Here is a 15,632-nt window from a genome sequence, read left to right as displayed (position 1 = left end):
CTCAGAAAGGCAGCTTCATGCCCGCCGGCAGGCCCATGCCGCTGGTCAGTTCACTCATGCGTTCCTGGCTGGTGGTGTCCACCTTGTGCACCGCATCGTTGATCGCCGCGGCCACCAGGTCCTCGATCATGTCCGGATCATCCTGAAACAGGCTCGGATCAATCCGAACCTTGCGCGCCTCGTGCTTGCCGGTCAGGGTCACGCTCACCAGCCCGCCGCCAGCCTGACCCTCGACCTCCATCTCGGCCAGCTCGGCCTGCACGCGCTGCATTTCTTCCTGCATTTTCTGGGCCTGCTTCATCATGTTGCCCATGCCGCCTTTCATCATTTTCGGTTCTCCTGTCCCGCTGCTCCGGGGTCCTGATTAAGTGTCGGGTCGTCATCGTGCAGGCGCACCGGGCCAAGCTCGGCGCCGAAGCGTTCATGCAGCGCCTGCACCACCGGATCCTGCCGCATGGCGGACTCGGCCTCAGCCTGACGCGCCTCGGCATTTGCCGCAAGACGCGCGGCCGGCGTGTCGCCGCCGGCTTCTTCCTGGTCCACGATCTCCAGACGCACACTGCGACCGAGATGCGCCTCCAGGGACCTGGACAAGCGTTCCCTGGCCCGTTCCGTACACAGCATGCGGTAGTCGGGTGGCAGGGCGAGGGTCAGCCGCTCCGTGTCCAGCGAACGAAATTCGGCCTGCAACGCGAGCTCGCGCGCGGTGCCTGCGGGAAGACGTGCAGCGAACGCATGCCAGTCGAACTCGCCGGCAGGCACGGCCGGACCGTCGGGATCCCCGACGGGCTCCGACGACGGTGGCACGGCACCGGCGCCCGCGGCCGGTTCCGGCTTCGCTTCGGCCCGCGGTTCCCGTACCGCGGCCGCCCCCCCGGATTCCGACCGGGGGCTGGCGCGCGACGCCGCGGGCACCGAATCCCGGTCCGGAGCCACGGCCGCATCTCCGGCCTTTTCCTCTTCCTCCGCCGGCGGGACCGGGCGCGATGCGACCGCCGACCCCGATCCCGATCCCGATCCCGAGGGGGATACCGGCGCTGCAGCCGGGGAGCTCCCCGTGCCCGCGCTCCGGCCGGCAGTCGTACCTCCCGACGGGGCGCCCCCGGGCTCCGTGTCCGGCGCCCCCTCGGGGCGGAAGGCCAGCAGCCGCAGCAGGGTCATCTCGACCCCCATTCGCGGGTCCGGGGCATACGGCAGGTCACGGACGCCGTGGATCAGGATCTGATAGGCGAGCTGGATCAGCTCGGGATCCTCGCGGCCGGCGGCATCCCGGACCCAATCCAGCCCCGCCTCGCCACTGTCGGCCACCTCGCCCGCCACCTGCAGCACCGCCACCCGGTGCAGCAGCGCGGCCAGTTCGTCCAGCAGGCGAGACCAGTCCGGCCCCAGGGCATCCAGCTCGGCAAGACCGTGGACGAGGGCCGCGCCGTCACCGGCGAACACCGCATCCAGCAGCCCCGTAAGTCGGGTGCGCGGCAGCAGCCCCAGCATGTCGCAGGTCGCGCCCTCGGTCAGCTCCTCGCCCGCGTAGGCAATCGCCTGATCGGTAAGACTGAGGGCGTCGCGCATCGAGCCCTCGGCCGCCTCGGCCAGACGCAGCAGGGCGCCGGATTCGGCGGTCACGCCCTCGGTCTCCAGCACCCCGGTCAGGTATTCGGCGATCAGGGGCGCCGGCATCGGCTTGAGATTGAACTGAAGGCAGCGCGACAGCACCGTCACCGGCAGCTTCTGCGGATCCGTGGTCGCCAGCAGGAACTTCACGTGTTCCGGCGGTTCCTCCAGGGTCTTGAGCAGCGCGTTGAAGCTCTTCTCCGACAGCATGTGCACCTCGTCGATGAGGTACACCTTGAAGCGGCCGGTGGTGGGGGCGTAGGACACGTTGTCCAGCAGCTCACGGGTGTCGTCCACCCGGGTGCGCGAGGCGGCGTCGACCTCGATCAGGTCAAGGTGCCGCCCCTCGGCGATCTCCACGCAGGAACGGCACTGACCACAGGGCTCGGCGGTGACCCCGGTCTCGCAGTTGAGACAGCGCGCGAGAATCCGCGCGACGGTAGTCTTCCCCACCCCGCGGGTGCCGGCGAACAGATAGGCGTGATGCAGCCGCTCCCCGGACAGGGCGTTAGTGAGTGCGCGCACCACATGCGGCTGACCGACGAGATCCCCGAAACGCGCGGGCCGCCACTTGCGGGCCAGAACCTGGTGACTCATGCCTCCCCCATTAAGGAAACGCTGATTAATGGAGCAGTCACCGTGACCTCCGGGCACACGGCCCCACCGGAAAGCGAAACTGGAAGGGAGGTGGCCCGCACCCGCCACACCCCGGCGCCCGACGCAGTTGCTACCGTTGCTCCCTTCCGGGCCTGGCGGGGTTCACAACCTGTCGTCGCGAGGGGACTGATACGGACCACCATAACGCTGTTGGCCGCGAGTCCGGCCAGATGCGCAAGGGTCCGGGTTTCGGGCCATTGCGTCAAGTTCCGTGGACCTCCACTCCGGAGAGGATTCCGCCCGAACGCCGACCCCGGCATCATGGGCACAAGCCGGGCGGAGCCGCGACGATAGGATGAGCCTAACTATCAATTAACTAATCAAGATTGGATTTACCAATCGAGCGCCCTTAATCTTGCACCTGTCGTCGGCCACAGGCCGGCACATGACTTTTCACCCGTTTCCGTAACCGCAATCTGCAACAGGAGAGAGAGAACATGGAACTGGAAAATCGCGAAGGTCAGCGCGTCCCGGAAGTCACCTTCCGCTGCCGCAAGGACAACGACTGGAACGACGTCCGCAGCGCGGACATCTTCAGCGGCCGCAACGTGGTGGTGTTCGCCCTGCCGGGCGCGTTCACCCCGACCTGCTCCTCGGCCCACGTGCCGCGCTACAACGAGCTGGCACCGGTGCTGAAGAAACACGGCATCGACGAGATCGTCTGCATCTCGGTGAACGACGGCTTCGTGATGGAAGCCTGGCAGGCCGACCAGGAGGCCGACCGCATCACCTTCCTGGCGGACGGCAACGGCGAGTTCACCGAGAAGATGGGCATGCTGGTGGACAAGAGCGACCTGGGCTTCGGCGAGCGTTCCTGGCGCTATTCCATGCTGGTGCGCGACGGCGTGATCGAGAAACAGTTCATCGAGCCGGATGAACCGGGCGACCCCTTCGTAGTCTCCGATGCCGACACCATGCTGTCGCACGTGGCGCCGGATGCGGCCTGCCCCGAGGACGTGGTGGTCTTCACCAAGCCGGGCTGCCCCTACTGCGCCAGCGCCAAGCAGATGCTGGAGGACGCGGACCTGGACTATGAGGAGATCGTCCTCGGCCGTGACGCCAGTCTGCGCAGCCTGCGCGCCGCCACCGGCGCGATGACCGTGCCCCAGGTGTTCGTCGGCGGCCACCGCATCGGCGGCTCCGAAGATCTGGAGCAGTGGATCCACCGCGAGCGCCGGGCAGCGTAACCCCCCGGCCGGGACGGGCCCGCGCCCGTTCCGGCCCCGGCCACCCCGGGTGGCCATCCGTGTCCGCAGGTTTCACGACGGTTCGCCGGACGTGCGGACACGGATGGCGGACCCCGGCGACCGCTCCTTGAGCGCTCGCCGTGGCAGACTTCGAATCAGACCGACAACGAACAGGGAACAGAGCATGGAACACTACGACATCATCGTGATCGGCGGCGGCAGCGGCGGCCTGGCGGTGGCCGAGCGCGCCGCGCCCCATGGCGCCCGCGTCGCCGTGTTCGACCCGAAGCCGCTGGGCGGGACCTGCGTGAACGAGGGCTGCGTGCCCAAAAAGCTCACCTGGTACGCCGCGGAACACATGGGCCAGGCCCGCCAGGCCGGCGAATTTGCCGTCGACGTGGACATCCGGGGCATTCGCTACGGCGAGCTGGCCGAGCGTCGGCAAAAGCTGCTCGGCAACCTCAACGACTTCTGGGCTGGCCACCTGGAGAAGCTGGGCGTGACCCACATCGCCGAGCGTGCCCGGCTGAACGGAAGCGACCGCGTGATCAGCGAAAGCGGGGCCGAATACCGGGCCGACCGCATCGTGCTGGCCATGGGCGGCGCGCCGGTGGTGCCGCCGCTGGAGGGGGCCGAACTGGGCGCGACCTCGGACGACTTCTTCCAGTGGACCGAACTGCCGGAATCCATCGCAGTGATCGGGGCCGGCTACATCGGCCTGGAGATGGCCGGGATGCTGCGCTCCATGGGCGTGAAGACCGACGTGGTCGCCATGGAGGACCGCGTGCTGGAGATGTTCGATCCCGCCATCAGCGCGGCCCTGGACCAGCACATGGAGCACCAGGGCATCGGCCGTCACCTCGGGGTGAAGGTGGCCGGGCTGGGCGGCGAACCGGGCGCGGTCACCGTGCAGCTGGAAGGCGGACAGGAACTGGGCCCGTTCGAGCAGGTGCTGTGGGCCGTCGGCCGCAAACCGGCCACCGCGGACATGGGGCTGGAAGAAGCCGGGGTCGAGCTCGCACGCGACGGCACCACCCCGGTGGACGAGTGGCAGGCCACCAATGTCGAGGGGATCTACGCCCTGGGCGACATCATCGGCAAGGCCCCGCTGACCCCGGTGGCGATCGCCGCCGGGCGGCGTCTGGCCGAGCACTGGTATGCCCCCGAAAACGACCCGGTGCCGGTGGACTACGAACAGATCCCCACGGTGACCTTCACCCACCCGACCGCCGGCATGGTCGGTCTGACCGAGCCACAGGCGGTGGAGCGCCACGGCGACTCGGTGCGGGTCTACGAGACGAGCTTCGGGGGGCTGGACCGGGCGTTTGCCGAGGGCGAGGTCCCGCCGGTGGTGATGAAACTGGTGTGCGCCGGGGACGACGAACGGGTGGTCGGCATCCACATGATCGGCCCCCACGTTGACGAGATGCTGCAGGGCTTCGCGGTCGCGGTGCGCATGGGCGCCACCAAGCGCGACCTCGACCTGACCATCCCGCTGCACCCGACCAGCGCCGAGGAACTGGTGACCCTCAAGCAGGGCCGTCCCGGTCGCGCCGAGGGTCTGGCCGAAGCCGCCTGAGCTCCCCCGCGCCACAGGGTCGCGGGTCGCGCCCGGACAGACGTCCGGCAGGCCCGGGACCCCCCGAACGCGCACGCCTGTGGCATACTCCGCGCTACGGAAAAAGCCGCCCGGAGTGCATCTTTTGGCTACCCGCACGGACGTCGAAAACTTCCTTGAAAAACTGCGCGGGGACCTGGACCGGCAGCTGGTGGATATTCCAACCCTGCCGGACATCTCGGTCCAGGCGTTGTTCATCGTGCAGGACGACAACAGCACGATCGCCGATCTGGTCAACCTGATCTCGCGCGACACCGCACTCGCCTCCCGCCTGGTACGTCAGGCCAACAGCCCCGCCTACCGCGGACTCCATCGCTGCTCCACCATCCACTCGGCGGTCACCCGCCTGGGCATGGAGCGGGTGCGGCAGGTCGTGCTGACCCATTCCATGAAAGAGGTCTTCCAGACCGGCAACGAGGCGATCCGCGAGCGCATGGAGCAGCTGTGGGAACACAGCCTGGAGGTCGCCATACTCAGCTACCTGCTGGCGCGCAAGCAGCGGCACCTCGACCCGGACATCGCGCTGCTCGCGGGACTGGTCCACGACATCGGCGCGGTTCCGATCCTGCGGCGCGCGGAGAAGGTGGAAGTCATCTACGAGGACCCGCGCGCGGTGCAGGCGGCCATCGACGCGGCCCACGTCGCGATGGGCCGTGCCATGCTCAAGAGCTGGAACTTCGACCCGGAGATCGTGCGCGCGGTCGGGGACCACGAAAAGATCCGCCAGGATCCCGGAGACAGCGAACCCGTCTCCTACACCGACATCCTGCAGGCCGCCAACGTCGAATCCTACGGCGCTACCGGGCACCGCCTGGCGGCGGTGGACCGCCACGAAATCCCGGCCTTCCGCCGGCTGACCGGCGATCCCGACCGTCTGACCCTGGACTGGGACACCGACGAGGCCGGGCTCAAGCACATCAACCAGATCTTCGAGTAGCGCAGCGCGCTCGTCCCGCCCTGGCTACAGGTTCTCCGGCAGGCCACCCACAACGTCAAATCCGCCGACAGCGGAAAATCGCCCCGAATTGGTCTAAGGAAACACGGATGAATGCGCACGCTCGCGCGCGAGCCCGGGCTACATAAGGGAGATCGACGCCCGAATCGCTCCGGCCAGCTCTCTGTTCGGAGGTAACGCGCGGGTAAGCGGATCCGGTTTGCCAGCGCCGTCCGGAGATCCCCATGAGTGAACGCCATCTTGTTCAGTTCTACAGCCCCGAAACCGGGACCAGGTCCTATCGACAAACGCAGCGTCGCGGGCGCGCCACCGAGATCGACCTTCCCTACGACATCGAGGCCCGCATCACGCGGGAGCGCGGACAGAATGTCGACGAAGCCCGCACGGGGCGTGTCGTCCTCTACAAGGGCCCCGAACAGGAGCGCATCTGGGCAGGCGAGTGGCAGACCGGGACGACCTTTACCGGGACGCTCCCTGCCGACCTGGAGTTCGAGCCGACCGATGCCCTCATCCTGACGACCGAGATCCGCGACAACGGCGACTTTGCCGTCTGGCCGCGCTGCGAGCCGGTCTACATCGGGGCGCCTGCGTCGCTGGAAACCCCGCGCTGGGTAGCCGTGCGCTTTACCCGGAATCCGGGCGACGGAGACATCTGGCGCGGTGTCGGCTACGTCTGGTATCCGGGGCGGTTCCCCGACATCACCCCCAGCTACCACAAGCGCCGTGACCCCCTGATTGTCCGGGGCCGGCCGGGCGAGCACGACCTGTGGGCGCAGCGCATGACGTTCTGCACCGTCTATCAGCGCTCGGAATTCCAGTATACCGACAAGGGCCACGTCGCGAGTCACTTCAAGCACGAGTACCGCCGGCACGACTACTTCAAACCCCTGCACCTGCAAGTAGGCCTGTTCCGCGACGGCCACCGGAATCAAAGCACGATCCAGTCCACCTGCTCCGGATTCATCGACGAGGACCAGACCGCCGTGATCCTGAGCGCCCCGGGGCGTGTGGTGGAGGTGGACGTCCACGGCACGATGAAAACCCTGTGGGGGGTCCGGAACAAGAAAGACCTGATCACTCCGGCGCCGGGCAACCCGCATGTCTGGACGGTGCACCACCCCGACCATTTCGAGACGGTTCGCAAGGACATCGGGCACTGCTGGCAGATCTGCCCGCACCCGGACGACGAGGGGATCGTGTTCATCGCGGCGTCCCACCATCACTGCATCTATCGGGGCGACCGGCGCACGGGCGAGATCGAGGTGTTCGCCGGGACCGAGCACGAAAAGGGCTACCAGCGCGGCCTGTCCGAGCCTCGCGGCGTCGCCGCCCGCGACGGCTGGCTCTACATCAGCGACTACCGCAACCTGCGTATCGTCCGGACGCCCCTGGACGGCAGCGGAGACCTCGAGGAAGTCATTGCCAGCATGCGTCCGAGCGGCCTGTCGCGGAGACAGGACTTCCCCTTTTGGGACGGCACCCAGGAGATCGACGTACATTTCGACCAGGACGTCGAAGTGATGCGCGAGCGGGCGGTGTGGGGCGAAGCCGGCAAGGCCGCGTTCCTGTACCCGACGCAGATCGACTTCACCTCCACCGGCGACCTGATCTGCACGCACGACCTGCAATTCTCGATCTCCAGGATCCGCCTGGGCGATCCCGTGACGATCGAGCACCTGGGCGACGTCCAGTACTACCGGAAGGAGTACATGACCGTCTCGGTGGACCGGGAGGGTTCGCTGTACGCGGTGGACGACTTCATCGTCACCGCCGGCGACGACCGTTCCGACGTGCTGTTCAGCGTAGACGGGGAGAACCTCGGCATCCCCAGCTTCTTTCCGGACGGCGGGGGCTATGACCGCGACTGGAACCGCGCCAGCCGGATGAAATACAACAACCTGTGCATCGTCGGGCGCGGCGCCATGTGGTACGGGGGCAATACCGGCCTCATGCGTGTCACTCGCAAACGCGAGAGCGACCCAAAGATCAACAACGCCAGGTACAAGCGCGGTCGCCGTGCCTTCCGGCGTGCGCCGTCCCCGTACCGCCCGGCGCTGGAGCTGGTCCACGGGCCGCGCGGCAACGGGCATTTCGGCCGGGAGACCATCGACGACCTGGGGGCCATGGACGAGCAGGCGTTCCGCAAGTGGCTGGATGCGCAGGGCCGGCGGGACATACAGGGCGACGAATTCGACGACCTGTACTACTACATCGCGATGGAATCGGCGACCGGCAAGGGCATGGCCGAGGACGTCGAGGTCGCCGTCCCGGTTGCCCCGCCCTGGCCCGACCCGCAGCCGGGCGAACCAGAGCCCGAGAAGGAGGAGGGAGAGCAAGACGGGACGAGCCGGTAATGGCTGTCCTGGCCGTCACCTGCGGCATGGGCATCGCTCGACTGCCGGATCATGAAGCCCCGGCTGCGATGCCCGCCCGTTCCGGTCACTCCCACTCGATGGTAGCGGGGGGCTTGCCGGAGATGTCGTAGGTGACGCGCGAGATCCCGGGGATCTCGTTGATGATGCGCCGCGAGACGTGGTCGAGGAATTCGTACGGCAGATGAGCCCAGCGGGCGGTCATGAAGTCGATGGTCTCCACCGCGCGCAGCGCGACCACGTAGTCGTAGCGCCGGCCGTCGCCCATCACCCCCACCGACTTGACCGGCAGGAAGACCGCAAACGCCTGCGAGGTCTTGTCGTACAGGTCGGCCTTGCGCAGTTCCTCGATGAAGATCGCGTCCGCCCGACGCAGCAGGTCGGCGTATTCCTTCTTCACCTCGCCGAGGATGCGCACGCCCAGACCCGGCCCGGGGAACGGATGGCGATAGACCATCTCGGTGGGCAGGCCCAGCTCGACACCGATCTTGCGCACCTCGTCCTTGAACAGCTCACGCAGCGGCTCGACCAGCCCCAGCTTCATGTTCTCCGGCAGGCCGCCCACGTTGTGATGCGACTTGATCACGTGGGCCTTGCCGGTCTTGGAGTCGGCCGACTCGATCACGTCCGGGTAGATCGTGCCCTGGGCCAGCCACTTCACGTTCTCGAGCTTGCCCGCCTCTTCGTCGAAGACGTCGATGAACAGCCCGCCGATGATCTTGCGCTTGGCCTCGGGGTCCTCGATACCGGCCAGGGCGCTCATGAAGCGGTCCTCGGCATCCACGCGGATCACGTTCACGCCCAGATGACGGGCAAAGGTCGCCATCACCTGGTCGCCCTCGCCCTCGCGCAGCAGGCCGGTGTCCACGAACACGCACGTGAGCTGATCACCGATCGCCTTGTGCAGCAACGCGCCGACCACCGAGGAATCCACCCCGCCGGACAGGCCCAGCACCACGCGCTGGTCGCCGACCTGCTCGCGCACCCGCGCGGCCATGTCCTCGATGATGTTGTCGGCGGTCCACAGCGCCTCGCAGCCGCAGATCTCGTAGATGAAGCGTTCGAGGATCCGCTGCCCCTGGGTGGTATGCGTGACCTCGGGGTGGAACTGCACGCCGTAGAAGCCGCGGTCCGGGTCGGCCATGCCGGCGATCGGCGCGGAGTCGGTGGAGGCCATCAGGCGGAAGCCTTCCGGCAGCTCGGTCACGTGATCGCCGTGCGACATCCACACGTCGAGCATCCCGTAGCCCTCGGGCGTGGTGTGGTCCTCGATATTGCGCAGCAGCGGGGTATGGCCGCGGGCACGCACCTGGGCATAGCCGAACTCGCGGCGTTCGGAGGGTTCGACGCGCCCGCCCAGCTGTGCGGCCATGGTCTGCATGCCGTAGCAGATGCCCAGCACCGGCGCGCCCAGCTCGAACACCACGTCCTCGGCGCGCGGCGGTGCCTCGACGTTCACCGATTCGGGCCCGCCCGAAAGGATGATGCCGGTGGGCGCGAACGCGCGGATGTCCTCCGCCGGCATGTCCCAGGCATGGACCTCGGAATAGACTCCGGTCTCGCGGACGCGACGGGCGATCAGCTGGGTGTACTGGGAACCGAAGTCCAGTACCAGAATGCGGTGGGCGTGCAGATCCTGGGTCATGAGGTCATCCACTGCCCCGGCCGGGTGGCCGGGGTCTGTGTCGGGGATCCGGCCGGCGGGCCGAATCAGTCCATGCGATAGTTCGGGGCTTCCTTGGTGATCGCCACGTCGTGCACGTGGCTCTCGCGCATGCCGGCGGCCGTCACGCGCACGAACTGTGGCTTGCTGCGCATTTCGGCGATGTTCTGCGCGCCCACGTAGCCCATCGAGGAGCGCAGGCCGCCCATCAGCTGATAGATGATGGCGACGATCGAGCCCTTGTACGGCACCCGGCCCTCGATGCCTTCGGGGACGAACTTGTCGGCCGGGGCGTTCGGATCCTGGAAGTAGCGGTCGGAGGAACCCTGCTGCATCGCCCCCAGCGAACCCATGCCACGGTAGATCTTGTACGAGCGCCCCTGGTAGAGCTCGACCTCGCCCGGCGCCTCCTCGGTGCCGGCGAACATCGAGCCCAGCATCACGCAATGGGCGCCGGCGGCCACCGCCTTGGCGAGATCGCCGGAGAAGCGCACGCCACCATCGGCGATCAGCGGCACGTCGGTCCCTTCCAGGGCCCCGGCCACCTCGGAGATCGCGGTGATCTGCGGCACGCCGACCCCGGCCACCACGCGGGTGGTGCAGATCGAGCCCGGGCCGATGCCGACCTTGACCCCGTCGGCACCGGCGGCCACCAGGTCCTTCGCCGCATCGGCGGTGGCGATGTTGCCGCCCACCACCTGCACGTCCGGGTAGTGTTTCTTCACCCAGGCCACGCGGTCGAGCACGCCCTGCGAGTGGCCATGCGCGGTATCCACCACGATCAGGTCCACGCCGGCCTCGACCAGCGCGGCGACGCGCTCGTCGGTGCCCTCGCCCACGCCCACCGCAGCGCCCACGCGCAGGCGGCCGCGCTCGTCCTTGCTGGCATACGGGTGTTCGGTGGACTTCTGGATATCCTTCACGGTGATCATGCCGCGCAGCTCGAAGGCGTCGTTGACCACCAGCACCTTCTCGATGCGGTGCTTGTGCAGCAGACCAAGGATTTCTTCGCGCCCGGCACCCTCGCGCACCGTCACCAGCCGTTCGCGCGGGGTCATGATCTCGGAGACCGGGGCCTCCATGCGGGTCTCGAAGCGCAGGTCGCGCGAGGTCACGATGCCGCGCAGATCGGTGCCGTCCACCACCGGCACGCCGGAGATGTGGCTGTCCCGGGTCAGCCGCACCACGTCGCCGATGGAAGCGTCGGGCCCCACGGTGATCGGCTCGCTGATCACCCCGCTCTCGTACTTCTTCACCTGCCAGACCTCGCGGGCCTGGGCCTCGGCCGGCATGTTCTTGTGCACGATGCCGATGCCACCCTCCTGCGCCATGGCGATCGCCAGGCTGGCCTCGGTCACCGTATCCATGGCCGCGGAGACCAGCGGCGCGCTGAGGGTGATGCCGCGACTGATCCGGGTGGAGATATCGACGTCGCGCGGGATGACGTTCGAGTGCCCGGGAATCAGCAGAACGTCATCGAAGGTCAGGGCTTCACCGAGTATCCGCATGCACCACTCCAGACAGGGCCCGGGGACCGGGAGGAAAGAGCCGAACAGTATAGAATCCGGGGCTTGACGGGTAAAGGCGGATCGGGCAGGTGCGTCGCATCCGCAGCGCTGCGAAGTTACCCTTGTATCTCCGCATTCCGAAGGGTCCAGACATGTCATCGACATCCCGTCTTGCCGGCCGCCGCCGGTTCCTGTTCCGCCTCCTGCCGGCAACCGCGCTGCTGGCCGCCGCACCCGCCGGCGCCGACTGGTGGGAACGCGGCCGCGAGGCCCTGGGAAGCCTGACCGGGGGCGACAATGGCAGCGCTCTAAGCCAGGACGAGCGCATCGACGCCCTGCGCGAGGCGCTGTCCATCGCCACCCGCAACGCCACCGGCGAACTGGCGCGCCACGACGGCTTCTGGGGAAATCCGGAGGTGCGCATCCCGCTGCCCGGGCTGGTGCAGTCCACGCGCGACACCCTCGACCGCTTCGGTGCGGCGGGCCCGGTCGACGACCTGCACGAACGCATGAACCGCGCCGCCGAGGATGCCGCCCCGCAGGCCCGTGAGCTGTTCCTGGACGCCATCGAGGACCTGACCCTGGACGAGGCCCGCGAGATCATCCGGGGCCCCGACGATGCCGCCACCCGCCACTTCGAGACCCGCATGAGCGACCCGCTGGCCGCGCGCATGGAGCCGGTCATCGACGAGGCCCTGCGCGAATCCGGTGCCATCAGCGCCTACAACGACCTGCTGGCCGAGGTCGAGGACATCCCGTTCGTCGCCGACATCGCCTTCGATCCGGTGGACCACGTACTGGGCTACGCGATGTCCGGTCTGTTCGACACCCTGGCGAAGGAAGAGGCGGCGCTGCGCGCCGATCCCGTCGGGCGCGGCACCGAACTGCTGGAACGCGTATTCGGAGGCGGCGAATGAGCGATACCGCCGCGGTCCTGACCGTGGCCCAGCTGAACCAGTGCGCGGACGGACTGCTGCGCGACGGGCTGGGATCGGTGCGGGTCGAGGGCGAGGTCTCCAACCTGCGCCGCTACCCGTCGGGCCACCAGTACTTCTCGCTGAAGGACGAGAACGCCAGCGTCAACTGCGTGCTGTTCCGCGGCAACGCCCGGCGCGCGGCGCCCTTCGCCGACGGCGACGCGGTGCAGGTCGGCGGGCGCGCCGGCATCTACCCGGCCCGCGGGCAGTTCCAGATCGTGGTCGAACGCCTGGAGCCAGCCGGCGAGGGCCGGCTGCTGGCCGCCTTCCAGCGGCTTAAGAAGCAGCTCGAAGCCGAGGGCCTGTTCGACCCGGCGCGCAAGCGCCCGCTGCCCGCCTGGACCCACCGCCTGGGGGTCATCACCTCCGCCCAGGGCGACGTGCGCCACGACATCGAACGCACCCTGGCGCGGCGCTTCCCGCTGCTGCTGCCGGTCACCCTCTACCCCACCGCGGTGCAGGGCGCGGCCGCCGCCGACCAGATCGTCGCCGCGCTGGAACGCGCCGGCGCGGAGCAGGCAGTGGACGTACTACTGCTGGCCCGCGGCGGCGGCTCGCTGGAGGATCTGCAGGCATTCAACGAGGAGAACGTGGCGCGCGCGATCGCCGCCTGTCCGATCCCCGTGGTGACCGGCGTGGGCCACGAAAGCGACGTGACCATCGCCGATTTCGTCGCCGACCTGCGCGCCTCCACCCCCACTGCCGCGGCCGAGGCGGTCAGCCCCGACGGCCCGGCCCTGCGCCAGCAGCTCGGCGAGATCCGCGCCCGCCTGGAACAACGCCTGGAGCGCCGCATCACCACCGACCGCGCGCGCCTGGAGGCCCTGGCCACACGGCTGCAGCGCCGCCATCCGCGCCAGCTCCTCGAGCGCCACGACCAGCGCCTGGATGAACAGCGCGAACGCCTGCAAAGAGCCTGGCGCCTGAACCATGAACGGGCCGAGCAACGGGTGCATCGGGCTCGGCTGCGGCTGGCCGGCGCCTCCCCCGGGGCGCGCCTGCAGCAGGCCCGGCTGCGCCTGGAGCACCTGCACAACCGCCTGCAGCACCAGCGGCCCGATCGGGATCTGGCCGCGCGGCGCGAACACCTGCGACGCCTGCAGGCACGTCTCGAGGGGACGACCCGCCGGCAACTGGACGCGCAACGACGCCAGTTCGAGGCCAGCCGGCGCCAGCTGCGCTCCCTGGACCCGACCGCGGTGCTGCAACGCGGCTACGCCATCCTCGCCACCGAGGCCGGCGAGCTCCTGCGCGATGCCGCGGCGGTCTCCACCGGCAGCGCGGTCCATGCCCGCCTGTCCCGCGGCTCGCTGGAGCTGGCCGTAACGGGTACACATCCGCAGGGAACGGATGCCGGCGCCGAGTCAGACCGCAAGGCAGCCCCCGGGACCGCCAGCAACCGCCCGGCATCCCGCTCCGACGGAGACCCGTCATGACCGACACCGCCCCCCGCGACCCGTTCGTCCGCGGCCCTGCCGCACCCGACCCCGCCGCACTGGAACGCGAGGTGGCCGCGGCACTGGAGGAGGATCTCGGCCCCGGAGGCATGGCCGCCGACGTGACCGCAGCGCTGGTGCCGGCCGGGCGCCATGCGCGCGCCTCGCTGTGGCTGCGCGAGGACGCCGTCATCTGCGGCCAGCCCTGGGCGGAACGCGTGCTTGCCCGCCTGGACCCGAACCTGCGCATCGAATGGGCGGTCGCCGAGGGCGAGGCCTGCGCGGCCGAGACCCGGATCGCCCGCATCGAGGGCCCGGCCCGCGCGCTGCTGGCCGGCGAGCGCGCCGCCCTCAACCTGCTGCAGACCCTGTCCGGCACCGCGACCGAAACCGCCCGCTGGGTCGCGCGCCTGCAGGACCACCATGCGCGCATCCTCGACACCCGCAAGACCCTGCCCGGCCTGCGCCACGCGCAGAAGTACGCGGTGCGCATCGGCGGCGGCCACAACCACCGCCTGGGCCTGTGGGACGCGGTGCTGATCAAGGAAAACCACATCGCCGCCTGCGGCTCCATCGCCGCCGCGGTGCAGCAGGCGCGCACGCTGGGCGCCGGGCGCTGGGTGGAGGTGGAGACCGAAAACCTCGACGAGGTCGACCAGGCGCTGGCCGCCGGGGCCGACGTGATCATGCTGGACGAGCTGGAACCCGCGGATCGCGCCGAAGCGGTGCGGCGCATCCGCGGGCGTGCGATCTCCGAGGCCTCCGGCGGGGTCTCCGCCGCGACCCTGCTGGAAGTGGCCGACTCGGGGGTGGACTACATCTCGGTAGGGGCGCTGACCAAGCACCTGCGGGCGGTGGACCTGTCGCTGCGTCTCGACAGCGACGTCTGACGCCCTACCACCACTTCTCGTATTTCAGCTGCGCCTCGGGGATGCCCCACTCGCCGAGCAGCGTGGCCATGTCCTCGATGAACTCGCGCGAGCCGCAGAAATAGAACAGCGCATCGCGCGGCAGCTTTAGCGACTCCAGCAACGAATGCGAGATCCGCCCGGTGTGCCCCAGCCAGTCCTCCGCCTCGCGGGTCACGGTCAGGGTCACGTCGATGTTGTCGGCCTGCGCCAGGCGCTCCAGCTCCTCGGGGAACAGGACCTCGTCCTGACGCGCCACGCTGTAGACCAGGTGCGCATTCACGTCGGGGGCCGATTCGTGCACGTAGCGCAGGATGCTGAACAGCGGCGTCACCCCGATGCCGGCCCCCAGCAGCACCACGTTGTCGGCCATGCCGCGCTCGAAGAAGAACCCCCCCTGCCCCGGCGTGATGTAGACGGTGTCGCCCTCGCGCGCCGCGGTATGCAGGTGATGGGTAGCCGCATGGTGATCGGCGTACTTGATGGCCAGCTCCAGGCGGCCGTCATCGCGCGGCGCGGAGACCACCGAATAGCCGCCGACGAAGGGTTTGGCATCGCCCTGCGGGATCACCAGGTCCAGCCACTGGCCGGCGCGCGACACGAAGCGCTGCGGGTCCGCCGCCAGGGTGAAGCTGCGGATCAGCGGGGTCACCTGCTCGATGCGCTCGATGCGCGCGGGCATGAAGTGGTCGGGCAGCGAATCCAGGCCGTGTTCCATACGGGTTCCTTTTCTCGGGACG

12 protein-coding genes and 1 other RNA gene are annotated in these 15,632 nt (G+C 68.8%); 7 read left to right on the top strand and 6 right to left on the bottom strand.

Annotated features, from left to right (window positions below; all coding sequences use genetic code 11):
* Position 1: 1 nt before the first annotated feature.
* The 3 genes from D893_RS01415 to ffs all read right to left on the bottom strand — a co-directional run bounded on the left by D893_RS01415 (position 2) and on the right by ffs (position 2,400).
* On the bottom strand, positions 2-328 hold the full coding sequence (locus D893_RS01415) for a YbaB/EbfC family nucleoid-associated protein (protein WP_018870167.1): 327 nt from the start codon (positions 326-328) through the stop codon (positions 2-4).
* Positions 325-2,208 (bottom strand): DNA polymerase III subunit gamma/tau, encoded by a 1,884-nt coding sequence (gene dnaX / locus D893_RS01410; RefSeq protein WP_110618981.1) that lies wholly within the window; start codon positions 2,206-2,208, stop codon positions 325-327. Before dnaX ends, D893_RS01415 begins: the two co-directional genes overlap by 4 nt.
* Before the next feature lie 95 nt (positions 2,209-2,303).
* Positions 2,304-2,400: signal recognition particle sRNA small type (gene ffs / locus D893_RS01405), an RNA gene on the bottom strand.
* A gap of 305 nt (positions 2,401-2,705) precedes the next feature.
* Here ffs and D893_RS01400 point away from each other — a divergent pair.
* The 4 genes from D893_RS01400 to D893_RS01385 all read left to right on the top strand — a co-directional run bounded on the left by D893_RS01400 (position 2,706) and on the right by D893_RS01385 (position 8,382).
* Positions 2,706-3,455 (top strand): glutathione peroxidase, encoded by a 750-nt coding sequence (locus D893_RS01400; RefSeq protein ID WP_018947013.1) that lies wholly within the window; start codon positions 2,706-2,708, stop codon positions 3,453-3,455.
* A 184-nt stretch (positions 3,456-3,639) separates the two neighbouring features.
* A complete protein-coding gene (gorA, locus tag D893_RS01395) occupies positions 3,640-5,034 on the top strand; it encodes a glutathione-disulfide reductase (protein WP_110618980.1) in 1,395 nt (464 codons plus the stop codon).
* Between the two features lie 124 nt (positions 5,035-5,158).
* Positions 5,159-6,010: an HDOD domain-containing protein gene (locus tag D893_RS01390; protein WP_018947011.1), complete on the top strand. Its 852-nt coding sequence runs from the start codon at positions 5,159-5,161 to the stop codon at positions 6,008-6,010.
* 242 nt (positions 6,011-6,252) lie between these two features.
* Positions 6,253-8,382, top strand: a complete 2,130-nt coding sequence (locus D893_RS01385) for a hypothetical protein (RefSeq protein ID WP_110618979.1) — start codon at positions 6,253-6,255, stop codon at positions 8,380-8,382.
* 85 nt (positions 8,383-8,467) lie between these two features.
* On the opposite strand, the gene guaA is transcribed toward D893_RS01385, so the two are convergent.
* Both guaA and guaB read right to left on the bottom strand, forming a co-directional pair.
* Positions 8,468-10,045: a glutamine-hydrolyzing GMP synthase gene (gene guaA / locus D893_RS01380; RefSeq protein ID WP_018947009.1), complete on the bottom strand. Its 1,578-nt coding sequence runs from the start codon at positions 10,043-10,045 to the stop codon at positions 8,468-8,470.
* Between the two features lie 65 nt (positions 10,046-10,110).
* The gene (gene guaB, locus D893_RS01375) at positions 10,111-11,571 is read right to left on the bottom strand and encodes an IMP dehydrogenase (RefSeq protein ID WP_110618978.1); all 1,461 of its coding nucleotides are present in this window, start codon (positions 11,569-11,571) and stop codon (positions 10,111-10,113) included.
* Between the two features lie 152 nt (positions 11,572-11,723).
* Between guaB and D893_RS01370 the strand changes: the two genes are divergently transcribed.
* From D893_RS01370 to nadC, 3 genes are read left to right on the top strand one after another with little or no spacing between them, the layout of a single operon-like run.
* Positions 11,724-12,488: a DUF4197 domain-containing protein gene (locus D893_RS01370; RefSeq protein WP_018947007.1), complete on the top strand. Its 765-nt coding sequence runs from the start codon at positions 11,724-11,726 to the stop codon at positions 12,486-12,488.
* Complete coding sequence (xseA, locus tag D893_RS01365) at positions 12,485-13,984, top strand: exodeoxyribonuclease VII large subunit (RefSeq protein WP_110618977.1); 1,500 nt, start codon at positions 12,485-12,487, stop codon at positions 13,982-13,984. The genes D893_RS01370 and xseA overlap by 4 nt, the downstream gene beginning before the upstream one ends.
* A complete protein-coding gene (gene nadC / locus D893_RS01360; RefSeq protein ID WP_018947005.1) occupies positions 13,981-14,874 on the top strand; it encodes a carboxylating nicotinate-nucleotide diphosphorylase in 894 nt (297 codons plus the stop codon). Before xseA ends, nadC begins: the two co-directional genes overlap by 4 nt.
* A gap of 4 nt (positions 14,875-14,878) precedes the next feature.
* On the opposite strand, the gene D893_RS01355 is transcribed toward nadC, so the two are convergent.
* Positions 14,879-15,610: an FAD-binding oxidoreductase gene (locus tag D893_RS01355; RefSeq protein WP_110618976.1), complete on the bottom strand. Its 732-nt coding sequence runs from the start codon at positions 15,608-15,610 to the stop codon at positions 14,879-14,881.
* Between the last annotated feature and the right edge of the window lie 22 nt (positions 15,611-15,632).

The organism is Thioalkalivibrio sp. ALE21, assembly GCF_003208255.1.
Taxonomy (GTDB): domain Bacteria; phylum Pseudomonadota; class Gammaproteobacteria; order Ectothiorhodospirales; family Ectothiorhodospiraceae; genus Thioalkalivibrio; species Thioalkalivibrio halophilus.
This window is presented reverse-complemented; position numbering and strand designations above follow the sequence as displayed.